Raw genomic sequence first — 14,468 nt, forward strand, 5'->3', positions numbered from 1 at the left:
CCCTCGATGATGGTCCGTCAGGTGGCGACGGACTACCCCGCCTGCGTCGCCGTCTTCCGCCGTCACGGCGAGCCCGACCGTGACTCCGCGAAGTTCGGCCACCTGGAACCCCTCGGCCGCTTCGCCCGGCGGCAAGGCGTCCCCCTGGACGCGCTGCTGGCCGAGCTGTCCAGTGCCGCGGGGGTCGAGATCGGCCGCGACGATCCCGCCGAAGCGCCGGCCCATCGGCCGTTCCTGGCCGCCGCGATGGCGGTGACGCTCACCCTCGGCGCGGGCTGGGGACTGCTGCTGCTGATCGAGATCGGTCGCGGCGGCTCGCTGGCGGCCGCCCCCGCCGCACGGGTCGTGGCCCACGGCGAGGCCCAGCTCTGGGGGTTCCTCGCCCTGTTCATCGTCGGGATCGCGGCCTCCTTCCTCCCCAGGACGGCCGCGCGCCCGCGCCCCTCGCGAGCCTTCCTCTCGCTGCTACTGGGGGCGCTGGTGGCGGGGGTGGTCGGCGGGTTCGTCTGGTCGCTCGCCCCTCGTCGCCTCCCACGGCTGGGGACGGCGAGCGGGCTGGCGCTGCTGGTCGCCGCCCTGGGATATCTCGGGCTTATCGTCTGGCAGCTCGCGGGCAAGGCGCGGGCCACGTGGGCGCGGTTCATCCTGGCGTCGGCCGCGTGGATGGTCGCCTGGGCGGTCGTCGACCTCGCGCTGCGGGCTCGCGCCGGGGCGGCGGGGCCGGGGGACTACTCGGAATCGGGCCGACGGCTGCTTGTGGACCTGGCGGTCCTCGGCTTCGCGATGAACTCGGTCTATGGCTTCGGCCAGAAGCTCCTGCCGGGGCTCCTGAGCGCGGGGTCGCCCCGAGCCGGGGCGATCGAGGCCACCTTCGTCCTGCACAACCTCGGCGCGATGGCGCTGGCGGCGTCCTCGGTCGCGTGGCCCGTGGTGTTCGCGGCGCTCGGGGCGACGGCGATCGCCGGGGGGGCGGTGGCCTGGGCGGTCGGGCTCCGTGGATTCCGCGACGGCCGCCGATCGGCGCCGCGGCCCGAGACCGGCCCGGCCTTCCTCGCCCGTTACGTCCAGCTCGCCTTCTTCTGGCTGCTGGCCGGGACGGCGCTGCTGGCGGGCGGTCGGATCGCCGCGGCGGTCGGCGGCTTCGAGCTTCCGCCGGCCTACCTGGGGGCGACGCGGCACGCGCTGACGGTGGGCTTCCTGACCACGCTCATCCTGGGCGTCGGACAGCGGTTGGCGCCGATCCTGGGCCACGACCTGCTGGCCTGGCCGGGCCTGGTCGTCCCGATCTTCGCGTGCGTCGCCGTCGGCAACGCGCTTCGGGTCGTGGCGGAACTCGCGACGATGGCGTGGCCGGTCGCCTTCCGCGTCATGCCGATCTCGGCGGCCTTCGAAGTCGCGGCGCTGGGTCTGTTCGTGGCGAACATCGCCCGGACCCTCTGGCCGGGGCGGGACCCGCTGCTCCGTACCGGCCGGGCGACGCCGATGACCCGGGTCGCGACCCTGCTGGCCGAGCATCCCTGGATCGAGGACCCCCTGATCGCCGATGGAGTCCGATACATCGGGCGGGCGCGCTCGGTGCCCAACGAGCTGACCCTCCACTCCCTCGCCGTGGGCGAGCGGATGGAGCCCGAGGCCCTCGTCGCCCGCGTCAACGCCCTCATCGCCGGGCGGCCGACGTCCCCCGGATAGGGTTGACCGACTCCGCCCCGGTTGTTTAACGTGCATTGGACCCACCCGCCCCAAATCCTCCCCCCCACAGCGGCTTCGAGGCGGAATCGCATGCTCATCCGTCGTTTCTTCGCGCTCGGTCTGGCGTTCCTCGCCGCGTCGTCCCCGATCCGGGGCCTGGCGGAGGACTTCGCGAAGGCCCGCGAGATCCTGTCGACGCGCTGCCTGAAGTGCCACGGCGGCGAGAAGACCCGCGGCGGCCTGAGCGTCGCCGGCCGCGACTCCCTGGCGAAAGGGGGGGACCTAGGCCCGGCCATCGACGCCGACGAGCCCGACGAGAGCCTGCTGCTCCAGGCGATCCGTTACGAGGAAGGGCTGGAGATGCCCCCCTCGGGGCGGCTGCCGGACGACGAGATCCAGGCCCTGGCCGAATGGGTCGCCGCCGGCGCGCCGTGGCCCGGCGGCGAGGGCTCGGAGGAGGTCGCCGGGGCGGATGCCCACGACGAGGAGGAGCCGGCGGCCTGGCCCTACGCCCAGGTCGAGCGGCCGGCGGTCCCCGCGGTGGAGGACGCCGGATGGGGCCGGAACCCGATCGACGCCTTCATCCTCGCCGGGCTGGAGCCCGACGGCCTGGCCCCCGCGCCCGAGGCCGATCGCCGGACGCTGATCCGTCGCGCCACCTACGACCTGACCGGCCTCCCCCCGACGCCGGCCGAGGTGGAGGCGTTCGAGTCCGACCCGGCTCCCGACGCCTTCGAGCGCCTGGTCGACCGCCTGCTCGCCTCCCCGCGCTACGGCGAGGCCTGGGGCCGGCACTGGCTGGACCTGGTCGGCTACGCGGAGACGAACAGCTTCGAGCGCGACGCCGCCAAGCCGTTCATCTGGCGGTATCGCGACTACGTCGTCGACGCCTTCAACCGGGACAAGCCGTTCGACCGCTTCGCCCTCGAGCAACTCGCCGGCGACGAGGTCGCCCCCGACTCGGTCGAGGCCCAGGTCGCCACCGGCTTCTACCGCGTCGGCCTCTGGGACGACGAGCCGGCCGACAGGCCCCTCGCCCGGTATGAGGCGCTCGACGGCATCGTCGCCAACGTCGGCCAGGTCTTCCTCGGCATGACGATCAACTGCGCCCGCTGCCACGACCACAAGAAGGACCCGATCCCGCAGTCCGACTACTACCGCCTGCTCGCCTTCTTCATCGACATGGGGCGGCAGACCGGGCTGGAGACGCGGAAGGTGGGGCCGGAGCGGGTGGAGGTGATGGCCGCGGTCTCGAAGGGGCGCGACCAGGCCCACGTCCTGCTCCGCGGCAATCCCGCGCTGGTGGGGCCGAAGGTCGAGCCCGGCGTGCCGATCGCGCTCGGGGAGGCGCCGACGTTCGAGGCCGGTCGCGGCAAGCGGCGGGCGCTGGCCGAGTGGCTGACCGACCGCCGCAACCCGATGACCGCGAGGGTCTTCGCCAACCGCCTCTGGCAGTACCACTTCAACCGGGGCCTGGTCCCCTCGCCGAACGACTTCGGCACCCTGGGCGAGCCCAACACCCACCCGGAGCTGCTGGACTGGCTGGCGTCGGAGCTGGTGGACGGGGGCTGGAAGGTCAAGCGGATGCATCGCCTGATCATGCTTTCGAGCGCCTATCGGATGTCGTCGCGGCCCTCGCCCGAGGCGCTCGCGGCCGACCCGCAGAACCGGAAGTTCCAGCGGTTCCCGATGCGTCGCCTGACGGCCGAGGAGGTCCGGGATTCCATCCTGGCGGCGAGCGGGGCCCTGAACGACAAGGCGGGGGGGCCTTGGGTCTGCCCGCCGATCCCGGACGAGGTGCTGGCGGGGCAGTCGGTGCCGGGGCAGGGGTGGACGGTCTCGCCGCCGGACGAGTCGGCGCGTCGGAGCGTCTACGTCCACGTGAAGCGTTCGCTGGCCCTGCCGATCCTGGCGACCCACGACGCGGCCGACGTCGACGCGAGCTGCCCTGTCCGCCACACCACCACCGTGCCCACGCAGGCGCTCGGCCTGCTGAACGGCTCGTTCTCCAACGAGCAGGCCGCGACCTTCGCCGATCGCCTGGAGGCCGAGGCCGGCGCGGGGGACCTGGCCGCCCAGGCGCGGCTGGCCGTCCTCCTGACCACCGGCCGCGAGCCGAGCGCCGACGAGCGGGCGCGGGACGTGGCGTTCCTCCGGTCGCTCCGCGAGGAGGCCGGGCTCTCGGAGCGGGCCGCGCTCGTGCAGTACGCCCTGCTGACGCTCAACGCCAACGCCTTCCTCTATATTGATTGAGGCCCCTCATGAGTCACCAGGATCAATTCTGCGGGCGCACCCGCCGCGAGTTCCTCTGGGAGACCGGCGGCGGCTTCACGGCGGCGGCGCTGGCGGGGATGCTGTCGGCCGACGGCTTCCTCGCCAGGCAGGCCCGCGCGGCCGACGGCCTGACGCCGTTCGTCAACCCGCTCGCCCCCAAGGCGTCGCCGAGGCCCGCGAAGGCCAAGAGCGTCATCTTCCTGTTCATGTACGGCGGGCCGAGCCACGTCGACACGTTCGACTACAAGCCCGACCTCTACCCGCTGGACGGCAAGACGATCGAGGTGAAGACCTTCGGCCGGGGCGGGAAGAAGAACGAGGGGCGGGTGGTCGGCCCCAAGTGGGCGTTCCGGCCCTACGGCGAGTGCGGCAAGATGGTCTCCGACCTGTTCCCGAACCTGGGGAGCTGCGTCGACGACATGGCCTTCGTCCACTCCATGTACGCCGATTCGCCCATTCACGGCTCGGCCATGCTGATGATGAACTCGGGCCGGATCCTCAGCGGCCATCCCTGCCTGGGCTCGTGGGTCACCTACGGCCTGGGGAGCGAGAACCAGGACCTGCCGGGATTCGTGGTCATGCTCGACCAGACCGGCGGGCCGATCAGCGGGCCCAAGAACTGGTCCAGCGGCTACATGCCGGCCGTCTACCAGGGGACCGTCATCCGGGCCGACGGCGTGCCGATCCACGACCTCGCCCCGCCGAAGGGGGTCGACCGACCGCTCCAGCGCCGGCTGCTCGACCGCCTGCGCGAGAAGAACGAGGAGCACCGCGCGACCCGCGCCGAGAACTCCGAGCTGGCCGCGCGGATCGCCAGCTATGAGCTGGCCTTCCGGATGCAGCGGCACGCCCCGGAGGCCGTCGACTACGGGCAGGAGTCGGCCGAGACGCTGTCGCTGTATGGGATCGACCGGGCCGAGACGGCCGACTTCGGCCGCAAGTGCCTGCTGGCCCGCCGTCTGGTGGAGCGCGGGGTGCGGTTCATCCAGGTGTACTCCGGCGGCGCCCACAACGACGACAACTGGGACGCCCACGGCGACATCGTCTCCAACCACACCAAGCACGCCGGCCGGACCGACCTGCCGATCGCCGGGCTGCTGAAGGACCTGAAGCGCCGGGGGCTGCTGGACGAGACCCTGGTGGTCTGGGGCGGCGAGTTCGGCCGCCAGCCGACGGCCGAGTACGCCGAGGGGACCGGCCGCGACCACAACTCCTACGGCTTCACGGTCTGGATGGCCGGCGGCGGCATCAAGGGGGGCGTGAGCGTCGGCACGACCGACGAGATCGGCGCCCGCGCCGTCGACGACCGCTTCCACGTCAAGAACCTCCACGCCACGATCCTCGACCGCCTCGGCTTCGACCCCGACGCCCTCTCCTACTTCCACGGCGGCCTCGACCAGAAGCTCGTCGGCGTCGAGGGCGCCGAGCCGATCCACCAGCTCATCTGACGGCTTCGATCTGGCTTCGTTCGTCAGCCGCGGTTTCGCGGCTTGACACGAGGTTGGCGTTATAAGGGGCCGCGACGCATCGTTTTACGTCGCGGGTTTCGTCGCCCGAAGTTGGCTTCGTTCGTCGAAATCGATGTGGTCGAACGCGGCCGTCGTCGCCTTCTCCAGGGAGAGCAGACGGAGGGCTGATGATCGGTTGCTCGTCCAAAGAGCGAGAAGGAAGGTCGGGATAAGCATCCCTTCTCCCCTGGTGGGAGAAGGTGGCCGAAGGCCGGATGAGGGGACCCCCGCCGGCCTTCGCTCGCGCCCCCTCATCCGCCCCTACGGGGCACCTTCTCCCACGAGGGGAGAAGGGGAGATACGCTCGCTCGAACCCCGATTCTTTCGACGGAGCCTTGCGGCCCGCTCCGGCCGCTCCGCGTCGCGAACATGCGGATTGTCAAGGAGCCGGGGCGGGGACGCACGGCCCCTTCTCCCGGAATGATCCGCGTCGCGGGGGCGAGATTTCAGGAATCCGAAAATAAAAACCCCGAAGTCTCAGCCGACGAGGTCGCGGCCGATTTCGAGGACTTCCTCGGCGTCGAGGACGCGGTCGTTGGCTTCGAAGAGGGCCTGGACGGCGCGCCTGTGGATCTTCATCTTGAGGCCGCCGACGCCGAGGGCGCCCCAGGCCTTCACGCCGTCGCGGTCGACGCCCCTGTCGCCGGCCTCGATCCCCTCGACGCCCAGCGGGGGGACGGCGTTCAGGTCGACGAGGGCGCGGAGATCCTTGAGCCCCCGCCAGGACGCGGCCGGCAAGAGCTGGACGCCGCCGGCCCCCGCGGAGACGATCAGGGACGCGCCCGCCATCGCGGCGCGGGCGGTGTCCGGGTCGGCGTTGCTGAAGGGCTCGTAGGTCGCGCCGGTGGTCGCGCGGAGGCCCTCCGCCAGCTTGCCGGCGCGTTCCAGGTCGCGCGAGCCGACGGCGACGGTCGCGCCCTGGCGTCCGAGCAGCCGCGCCACGCGCTGGCCGACGGGGCCGGTCGCCGCCAGCACGGCCGCCTTCACGCCGGCGAGCGAGCCGCCCAGGCTGGAGGAGGCCGCCAGCACGGCCGCGGCGGCCGTTGTGTTGGACCCGTTGGGGTCGATGAGGGCGGAGACGCGGAAGGGGCCGAAGAAGGTCGACTTCACCTTTTGCAGCAGCTCCTCGGCCTTCGCCACGTCCGAGCCGCCGATGAAGAGCGCCGTGCGGTGGAGGTCGGAAGGCCCGCGCGTGAAGAGGGCGCCGTGGACGAGATCCCGGACGTCCTGGGGCGAGACGCCGCCGTGGCGGAACAGGTGGGCCACCCCGGCGTCGACGGCCACCACCGCGTCGAACACGCTGGGCTGGGGGTCGACGTCCAGCTGGATCAGGATCGTTGCCTTGTCATCGGCCATGACATGACGACCTCGGCGCGGGGGAATCGGGGGGGACGCGCCTCTCCCCCGCCGCCTCCGCGATGGGAGGGGCGAGGGGAGGTTGTGGGTTGCCGTCGATCCGGCCCGATCAGCCGGCGAAGGGGTGCTTGACCGAGTCCTTCTTGGCGGTGATGTCGGCGATCTTGGGCTCGCTCTTCATCGCGCTGGCGATGGCGAGCTTGGTGGCCTCGTAGTTGAACTTGAGGATCTTGGCGTCGTCCTCGGCCTCGGGGTGGATGAAGACGCCGCAGACGATGACCAGGTCATCGGCCGCGTCGGCGGGGATGACCCCGTCGGCGACGCTGTCGGCGACGGCCTTGGCGACCGCGGCCTGCGCCGGGCCGAACATCTGCACGGCCTGCTTCATCCCCTTGATCGTGACCTTGGTGACCATCACCGTGGCCGGCTTGCAGATCAGGTTGGGGGTGAGGACGGCCAGCAGGTTCGTGTGGCCGTGCGACTGGTTGGCCAGCGCGTTGGCGAAGGCGACGCCCACCGGCCCGTCCTTCTTGCCGATCAGCAGGTCGATGTGGGCGATCTCGTTGCCTTCGCCCACGAGGGCCTCGCCGATATTCATGAGGATTTCGCCGGCCATCGGGTGGTTCTCCCTGATTCCCTGGTTCGATTCGTTTCGTTCGCGCGGAAGCGCGCCGCGGAGGGCCGGCGCGATCGAGACCCGCATGATAGACGGCCCCCTCGCGGCGGGCAACCCCCCGGAAGAATGTGGCGTCCGGGCGGAAAATCGTTGTTTCGCGGCGCGCGAGGTGTTTGAATACCCATCGAGCGGGAGGGCGCGAGCCCCGGGCCCGCTGCGACAACCCCAACGATGGAGAGAATGATGCACAAGCTCCTGGCCCTGGCGGTCTGCGGCGCGCTCACCCTGGCCCTGGGCGTCTCCCGGGCCGACGACGGCAAGAAGGTCACGATCAAGGGCGACGCCGTCTGCGGCAAGTGCGCCCTCCAGGAGACCGAGGCCTGCGAGAACGTCGTCATGGTCGAGAAGGACGGCGAGAAGAAGACCTACTACCTCAAGAAGAACGAGTTCTTCAAGGACGCCCACAGCGGCCTGGGCATCTGCACCGCCAAGAAGGACAAGCCGGTCAAGGTGAAGGTCGTCGGCACCTGCGAGGAGAAGGACGGCAAGCTCGTCCTGACCCCGACCGAGAAGCTCACCAAGGCCGACGACTGACCCGAAGTGAAGTCGCCATCCCGCGGCCCCGCCCCGAGAACCTCGGCGCGGGGCCGCTTGCGCTTGCGCCCGCGCCCATGACCCCCACCCCCCCCGTCGCGACCGTCCTGATCGTCGGCGCCAGCACGCGGGCCGCGGCCTCCTCGGCCGCCCGCGCAGGGCTCTCCCCGCGCTGCCTGGACCTGTTCGCCGACGCCGACCTCGTCGCGCTCGCCCCCGTCGATCGCTTCGACCCCGATCGCGACGCCGACGGCCTGGAGCGGCTGGCCGCCGCCTCCCCATGCGATGCCTGGCTCTACACCGGCTCGATGGAGGCTCGCCCCGACCTCGTCGAGCGGCTTTCGCGCGTCGCCCCGCTGCTCGGTAGCAGTGCCGACGTCCTGCGACGCATCCGCGACCCCTGGGCTATCGCCGAGGCCCTGCGCGCCGAGGGCCTGGCGACCCCCCGCCTCGCCGCGACCGCCCCGGCCGCCGGCCGATGGCTCGCCAAGTCGACCGCGACGGCCGGCGGCCTCGGCGCGCGATGGGCCGACGCCCCCGGAGAAGTCCCGCCGACCCACTTCCAGGAGTTCATCGACGGGCCGACGTTCTCCGCCCTGTTCGTCGCCGCCGACGGCCGTTCCCGGCTGGTCGGCGTGGCCCGGCAGTTCCCGGGCGTCCCCGGCGCGACGTTCCTGTATCGCGGCGGGGTCGCGCCATGGCCCGTCGCGGCGTCGGCGGAAGACGAATTGAGGCGGATCGGGGCGACCCTCGCCCGCCGCTTCGAGCCGGTCGGCCTGTTCGGCGTCGACTTCGTCCTGGCCGACGGTCGTCCGTGGGTGCTGGAGGTCAACCCGCGCTACACGGCGTCCTCCGAGTTGTTCGAATACGCGTCGGGACGATCGCTCATGCGAGATCATATCCGCGCGTGCCTCGATCGCGAGATCGGGGAGGAGGCGGACGTCGGCGGCGATTGCGTCGGCAAGCAAATCCTGTACGCGCGAAGTCGTCTGACGTTCCCGGCGATCGCCCCGCCGCCGTTCGCCGGGCATTTCCGCGAGCCCCCCTTCGCCGACGTGCCGCGCCCCGGCACCGTCATCGAGCCGGGCGAGCCGATCCTGACCGTCTTCGCGCGCGGGAGGAGCCCCGAGGGGTGCCTCGCGGAACTGGACCGGCGCGAGGCGGCTTGGGGAGAAATGCTCGTGTGCCGTTGATTCGATCTCATCGTTCCAGATGTCCCCGATGTCGACGCGAGATGACCCATAGGTGCTGCAAGGGGTCGCTTCCTTGAGGCGGGGCGTCGCCCGCGTGCCCGTTCACCTCGGGTCGTTATCCGGCGAGGAATGGGTCGCGGCCCGACAATAGGCCGCCCACTCGTCCAGGAAAAGTCGCTCCACCTCGGGCAATCCATGATCGTCCAGTTCGACGCGGGCTTCCGGGGCGGCGGCCGTCAGGATCCGGAGGAGTTCGAACAGGGCCCCAAGCTCCGCCTCGCCCCACTCGGGACCCATTCGGTAGTCGAGGGCGACCTCGTCCGAGAAGACGAACACGCCCAGATCGGGCAGGATCGTCCCTCCGGCCGAGATCCCGGAGGCCACGAAGTGGAACGGCTCCGCCTCGCCCGAAGCCACCATGCCGGCCGGGTCGCGATGGGCGCCGAGCAACTCCTCCCGGTCGAGGGCGCGGTGCCAGAAAACCGCGTCGGAATCCAGCGTGGCTCGAGACCGAATGAGGTCGAAGACGCGCGCCACCCCGTCGCGGCTCAGCCCGGCGAGGCGGATTTCGGGGAGGGAGCCGTCGTCCGTGTCGAACAGGGACCGGAGCTTCTTCCAGGCGTCCATCGGTCGATCCGGGGCCTCGTGGGCGTCCTCGGCCCGCCGAGGTTTCGGCCGGGCCATCCTCGGTTTCGCTGACAACGGCCCGGCCGAGCGGCCGGTCGGCTTGATCAGGGGCCCTGGCCTGGCGCGCGTTGGTGATCTTCCCCGAGACATTTTGACGCGGCCAGCGCGGGGGTCCACGTCTCCTTGATGGCGACGCCGCTAGTTTGGTCGGCGATCATCCGGCGGGCGAGGTGGACGACGCGGGCGGCGGCCTGGTCGATCGGGACGCCTCGGGCGTGGATGTTGGAGATGAGGTTGCGGCGGGAGTCGTCGTCGCCGGGCTTCGGCCGATAGGCGAGGTAAACCGAGAGGCTTTCGGCGGTGGCGAGGCCGGGGCGCTCGCCGATGAGCAGGATCACGACCGCCGGGGCGAGGACGTCGCCCACGTCGTTCATCACGCCGACGCGGCAGTTGCGGACGAAGAACGGGAGGCCCACGCCCAGGCCGTTCGCGGCCAGTTCGTCGGCCAGCGCGGGGACCAGCTTCGGTGCCTGCGCGACCAGCGCCGCGGCGGAGAGGCCGTCTCCCAACACGAGCTGCGCGTCGACCCCCTTCATCCGACGCGCGGCGAGGGCTTCCCGGGCCTCGGCGGCCAGCGATCGTCCCAGGTCGGGGCGGAGGAGGTATTCATCCTTCGATCCGGCGAGGGTGGCGACTTCGAAGACGTCCCAGCGGTCGAGGAAGGCGCGGCCGAGGTCGCGGTCGAGGTCGATCGCGTCGCGGACGGCGTCGCGCGCCGCGGCGTGGTCGGCGCGAAGCTCCAGCCAGGTGGACGTGCGGTAGGAGCCGCCGGCGCGGCCGGTCAGCAGCCGCGCCGGAGTCTGGGCGCGGACGCGGGCGAGGAACGCCGGATCGGGGCCGTCGCGATCGGGGAGCTGATCGTTCATGATCGCGTCCCGGCCTCCGAGAGGACCGATTCGAGGGCCCCGAGCGTCGAGTTTCGGGCCCGGTCTTGGTCGATGGGCGAGGCCCCCCGGCCCAGCCCTCGGCCGACGAGCCAGGCTTCGAACTCGGGGGCGGGGCGGAGGCGGAAGAGGTCGCGGACGGCCATGGCGTCGTGGTGGCTGGTCGACTGATAGTTGAGCATGACGTCGTCGGAGCAGGGGACTCCCATGAAGAAGTTGCAGCCGGCCGCCGTCAGCAGGAGCAGCAGGTTGTCGGCCGAATTCTGGTCGGCCGCGGCGTGGTTCGTGTAGCAGACGTCGACCCCCATCGGCAGCCCTTGCAGCTTGCCGACGAAGTGGTCCTCCAGCCCGGCGCGGACGATCTGGCGCTCGTCGAACAGGTACTCCGGCCCGATGAAGCCGACGACGCTGTTGACCAGGAACGGGTCGAACGCCCTCGCGACGGCCTGGGCGCGGGCCTCCAGCGTGAGCTGGTCGACGCCGTGGTGCGCCCCGGCCGAGAGCGCGCTCCCCTGGCCGGTCTCGAAGTACATGGCCTGCTCGCCGACCCAGGCGACGTCGCGCGCGGCGTGGTGCTCCAGCACGCGCTCGCGGCCCTCCCGGAGCAGGGCGAGGTCGATCCCGAAGCCGCGGTTGGCGGCCTGCGTGCCGGCGACCGACTGGAACAGCAGGTCGACCGGGGCGCCGCGGTCGATGCAGGCCAGTTGGGTCGTGACGTGGGCCAGGCAGCACGCCTGCGTCGGGATGCCGAGGGCGTCGATGAGCCTCCCCAGGGCGCGGAGGATGCCGGCGACGGCGTCGACGGACTCGGTGGCCGGATTGACGCCGATGAGGGCGTCGCCGCAGCCGTGGGCCAGGCCGTCGACGGCGGAGAGGAGGATGCCCCCCAGGTCGTCGCTCGGGTGGTTGGGCTGGACGCGGATGCCCAGGACGCCGGCCTCCCCCATCGTGTTGCGGCATCGGGTGACGACGCGGATCCGGGCCGCGGCGACGGCCAGATCCTTGTTGCCCATCAGCTTGGCGACCCCCGCGGCGACCTCCGGGGTGATCGCGCCCCGCGCCGCGGCGATGGCCTCGGGCGTGGTGGCGTCGTCGAGGAGCCACTCGCGGAACTCGCCCAGCGTCATGCCGCGGAAGGGGGCGAAGGCGTCGGCGTCCAGCCGGTCGAGGGTCAGCCGGCTGACCTCGTCGGCGTCGGGATCGATCACCGGGTTGTCGACCACCTCGCCCAGCGTCAGCCCCGCGAGCACGATCTTGGCCGCGACGCGCTCGCGCTCGGTCCTCGCGGCGATCCCGGCGAGCTGGTCGCCCGACTTCTCCTCGTTGGCCTTCGCCAAAACCTCGGCCAGCGAGCCGAACCGGAAGCACTCGCCGCGCAGGGTGGTCGTCAGGTTCATGGTAGGCGCCCCGCGGGGGGGAGGATTGGGATCGGGACGGCCCATTTTGGGGCGACCCGATCCGTTAGGCAACACGTCGCCGCCGCGGGCGCGGCGGTCAGCGCAGCTCGCGGACGATTCGATGCGTCCCGGAGCCGATCGGCTCGACGACCAGGGCGTCCCCCTCGCGGCGGGTGGCCCGGGGGGCACCGTCGACCTGGACGACGTCGTCGCCGCGGGCGCCGGCCGGGACGTGGACCTGGGCCCGGACGTTGGCCGGGATCTCCACGCCCATCGCGAACGTTTCGGGCGACGCCCGGAAGTCGACGCGGATGGTCCCGCGGATCGTCGGCAGGTCGAGCGAGGCGGATTCCAGCGGGCCGGGCCGGGGCCGGATCCGGACGGTCCGGAAGCCCGGCTCGATCGGCTCCACCCCCATCAGCTTGCGCGGGATGAGGTTCGCCGGCGCCGCGCCCCAGGCGTGGTTCCAGTCCTGGTTCGGCTTGTACTTCTGGTCCCAGGCCTCGAGGGCGATCGTCGTGCCGACGCCCTCGACCATGTGCCGCCAGCTCCGGTCGCCCGGGGCGAGCATCAGGGAGTAGGCGTGGTCGGCCTCGTCGGCGTCGAACAGGGCGTCCATCAGGTACTGCGCGGCGTAGACGCCGCACGCCATCCCGCGCGACTTGACGAACTCCACGACCCGCTCGCGCCTGCCCTCGGGGACGAGGCCGAATGCCAGGGGCATCATGTTGGCGTGGAGCGACGAATGGGCCGAGCCCTCGCCGTCGACGTACAGGCCGGTCGCCGCGTCAACCAGCTTCGCCTCGATCGCCGCGGCGACGCGGGCGGCCTCGGCGCGGAAGCTCGCGGCGTCCTCGGCCTTCTCCAGCGCCTCGGCGATCTCCGCCATCAGCGCCAGCGATCTCTGATAGAAGGCGTTATACACGGTGTTCACGGGCTTGAAATCGAAGCCGTCGCGCTCGCCAACGGGCCAGTCGACGAGGTCGCGCAGACCCGTTGTGTCGAGCAGGCCGTCGGCGCGGGCGCGATGGGCCAGGAGCTTTTCGGACTTGAGGCGGTCATAGCAGGCGGAGAGGGAGTCGGCGTCGCCGGTGTAGAGGTAGTCGCACCAGGCCATCAGGACGGAGTGGTGCTTCCACTCCGGCGGCCAGGTCGGGTTGTCCATCAGGTATTCGTGGGTGAGCCGCGGCAGGGTGAACTCGCGGTCGCAGGCGTACCAGCCGAGTTGGTTGATGTAAGCGTCGGCCTCGTAGGGGAGCCGCTCGCGGTCGCCGTCGACGAACAGCCCGCAGAAGCTCGTGGCCTTCATCGAGTACTTGCACATCTCCCACACGGCGTCGAGCTTCGGGTCGGACGACGCGAACCGCGCGGCCTGGTCGTCGAACGGGTAGAAGGCGACGACTTGCCGGGCGGCGTCGGGGCCGATCGGGGCCGTGGCCCCCTCGATCTCGACGTACCGGAAAGGCATGACCGCGCCGACCTCCGCGGGCATCATCCGGGTGTCGCGATCGGGGAGGGGGACGTTGTAGTCGTGCCGGCCCGGCAGGAGCGAGACCACGGCCCGGTGATATCGGACCGAGCCGGGGGGCTTGCGGAGGATTTTCCCGGGGGCCTCGAGCGCCTCGCCCAGGTGGACGACGACGTCCCCGCCGCTCTCGGGCCCTTCGAGCGAGAGCCGGAGGCCGGCGAAGGCGGCCCGCCCGAAATCGAGGAAGGCGCCGCCGTCGGCGGCCGCCCCGATCGAGGCCGGCGCGACCTCGGCCTGGGCGAGCCGATAACGCGGCGTGGCGTGGCCGTCCAGGGCGCCGGCGCGGAAGACCCGCGGGGCCGACCATTCGCTCGGGGACTCGCCCCGGCCCCACGTCCGGACCCGCCAGGCGTACGACCGCCAGGGCTCCAGCGCCGGCCCGGCGTACTCGACGGCCGTGCTGCGATCGGAGGCGACGCGGCCAGAGTCCCAGAGCGGGGCATCGCCGCGCGCGAGGGCCTCGGGCGTGGCCGCGACGCGGATCTGGTAGGCCGACTGGATGTCGTCGGGATCGGCCGAGCGGACGACCCACGAGAAGTCGGGCCGGGGATCGGCGATCTCGACGCGCTCGGGATGGGCGAGCAGCTCGCACATCAGGCCCTCGGGGGCCGGCCTCGGCGGCTCGGCGGACGCGGCCGTCGCGGCCAGCGCGATGCAAGTCAGGGCCATCGGGGAGAGCTTCATGGTTCCGGCTCCGGCGGGAGGGGGTCGGGGGAGGGGACCGATGTTATCCCGCCGCCGA

The 14,468-nt window shown here is 71.9% G+C and carries 11 protein-coding genes; 5 read left to right on the forward strand and 6 right to left on the reverse strand.

Going from position 1 to position 14,468, the window contains the following annotated elements; all coding sequences use genetic code 11:
- Positions 1–6 precede the first annotated feature (6 nt).
- From WG209_RS19525 to WG209_RS19535, 3 genes are all read left to right on the forward strand, one after another.
- Complete coding sequence (locus WG209_RS19525; protein ID WP_337176763.1) at positions 7–1,689, forward strand: NnrS family protein; 1,683 nt, start codon at positions 7–9, stop codon at positions 1,687–1,689.
- Between the two features lie 90 nt (positions 1,690–1,779).
- A complete protein-coding gene (locus WG209_RS19530; protein ID WP_337176764.1) occupies positions 1,780–3,942 on the forward strand; it encodes a DUF1553 domain-containing protein in 2,163 nt (720 codons plus the stop codon).
- Positions 3,943–3,950: 8 nt separating this feature from the next.
- Entirely contained in the window at positions 3,951–5,411 is a 1,461-nt protein-coding gene (locus WG209_RS19535) for a DUF1501 domain-containing protein (protein WP_337176765.1), read from the forward strand.
- Between the two features lie 537 nt (positions 5,412–5,948).
- Here WG209_RS19535 and WG209_RS19540 read toward each other — a convergent pair.
- The gene (locus WG209_RS19540) at positions 5,949–6,827 is read right to left on the reverse strand and encodes a methylene-tetrahydromethanopterin dehydrogenase N-terminal domain-containing protein (protein ID WP_337176766.1); all 879 of its coding nucleotides are present in this window, start codon (positions 6,825–6,827) and stop codon (positions 5,949–5,951) included.
- Between the two features lie 109 nt (positions 6,828–6,936).
- A complete protein-coding gene (gene fae, locus WG209_RS19545; RefSeq protein ID WP_337176767.1) occupies positions 6,937–7,443 on the reverse strand; it encodes a formaldehyde-activating enzyme in 507 nt (168 codons plus the stop codon).
- 240 nt (positions 7,444–7,683) lie between these two features.
- Here fae and WG209_RS19550 point away from each other — a divergent pair, with 240 nt between their 5' ends.
- Positions 7,684–8,037 carry a DUF6370 family protein gene (locus tag WG209_RS19550; RefSeq protein WP_337176768.1) on the forward strand — a complete coding sequence of 118 codons (354 nt, stop codon included), beginning with the start codon at positions 7,684–7,686 and terminating at the stop codon, positions 8,035–8,037.
- A gap of 77 nt (positions 8,038–8,114) precedes the next feature.
- Positions 8,115–9,230, forward strand: a complete 1,116-nt coding sequence (locus WG209_RS19555) for an ATP-grasp domain-containing protein (protein ID WP_337176769.1) — start codon at positions 8,115–8,117, stop codon at positions 9,228–9,230.
- Positions 9,231–9,332: 102 nt separating this feature from the next.
- Here WG209_RS19555 and WG209_RS19560 read toward each other — a convergent pair whose 3' ends face one another.
- The 4 genes from WG209_RS19560 to WG209_RS19575 form a co-directional block, all read right to left on the reverse strand.
- Positions 9,333–9,857, reverse strand: coding sequence for a hypothetical protein (locus tag WG209_RS19560; RefSeq protein WP_337176770.1), 525 nt, complete (start codon positions 9,855–9,857; stop codon positions 9,333–9,335).
- Between the two features lie 104 nt (positions 9,858–9,961).
- A complete protein-coding gene (eutC, locus tag WG209_RS19565; protein WP_337176771.1) occupies positions 9,962–10,783 on the reverse strand; it encodes an ethanolamine ammonia-lyase subunit EutC in 822 nt (273 codons plus the stop codon).
- Positions 10,780–12,198: an ethanolamine ammonia-lyase subunit EutB gene (locus WG209_RS19570; protein ID WP_337176772.1), complete on the reverse strand. Its 1,419-nt coding sequence runs from the start codon at positions 12,196–12,198 to the stop codon at positions 10,780–10,782. The genes eutC and WG209_RS19570 overlap by 4 nt, the downstream gene beginning before the upstream one ends.
- A gap of 97 nt (positions 12,199–12,295) precedes the next feature.
- A complete protein-coding gene (locus WG209_RS19575) occupies positions 12,296–14,410 on the reverse strand; it encodes an alpha-L-rhamnosidase C-terminal domain-containing protein (RefSeq protein WP_337176773.1) in 2,115 nt (704 codons plus the stop codon).
- Positions 14,411–14,468 lie beyond the last annotated feature (58 nt).

Origin of the sequence: Paludisphaera sp. (assembly GCF_037189885.1) — a bacterium.
In the GTDB taxonomy this organism is placed as follows: domain Bacteria; phylum Planctomycetota; class Planctomycetia; order Isosphaerales; family Isosphaeraceae; genus Paludisphaera.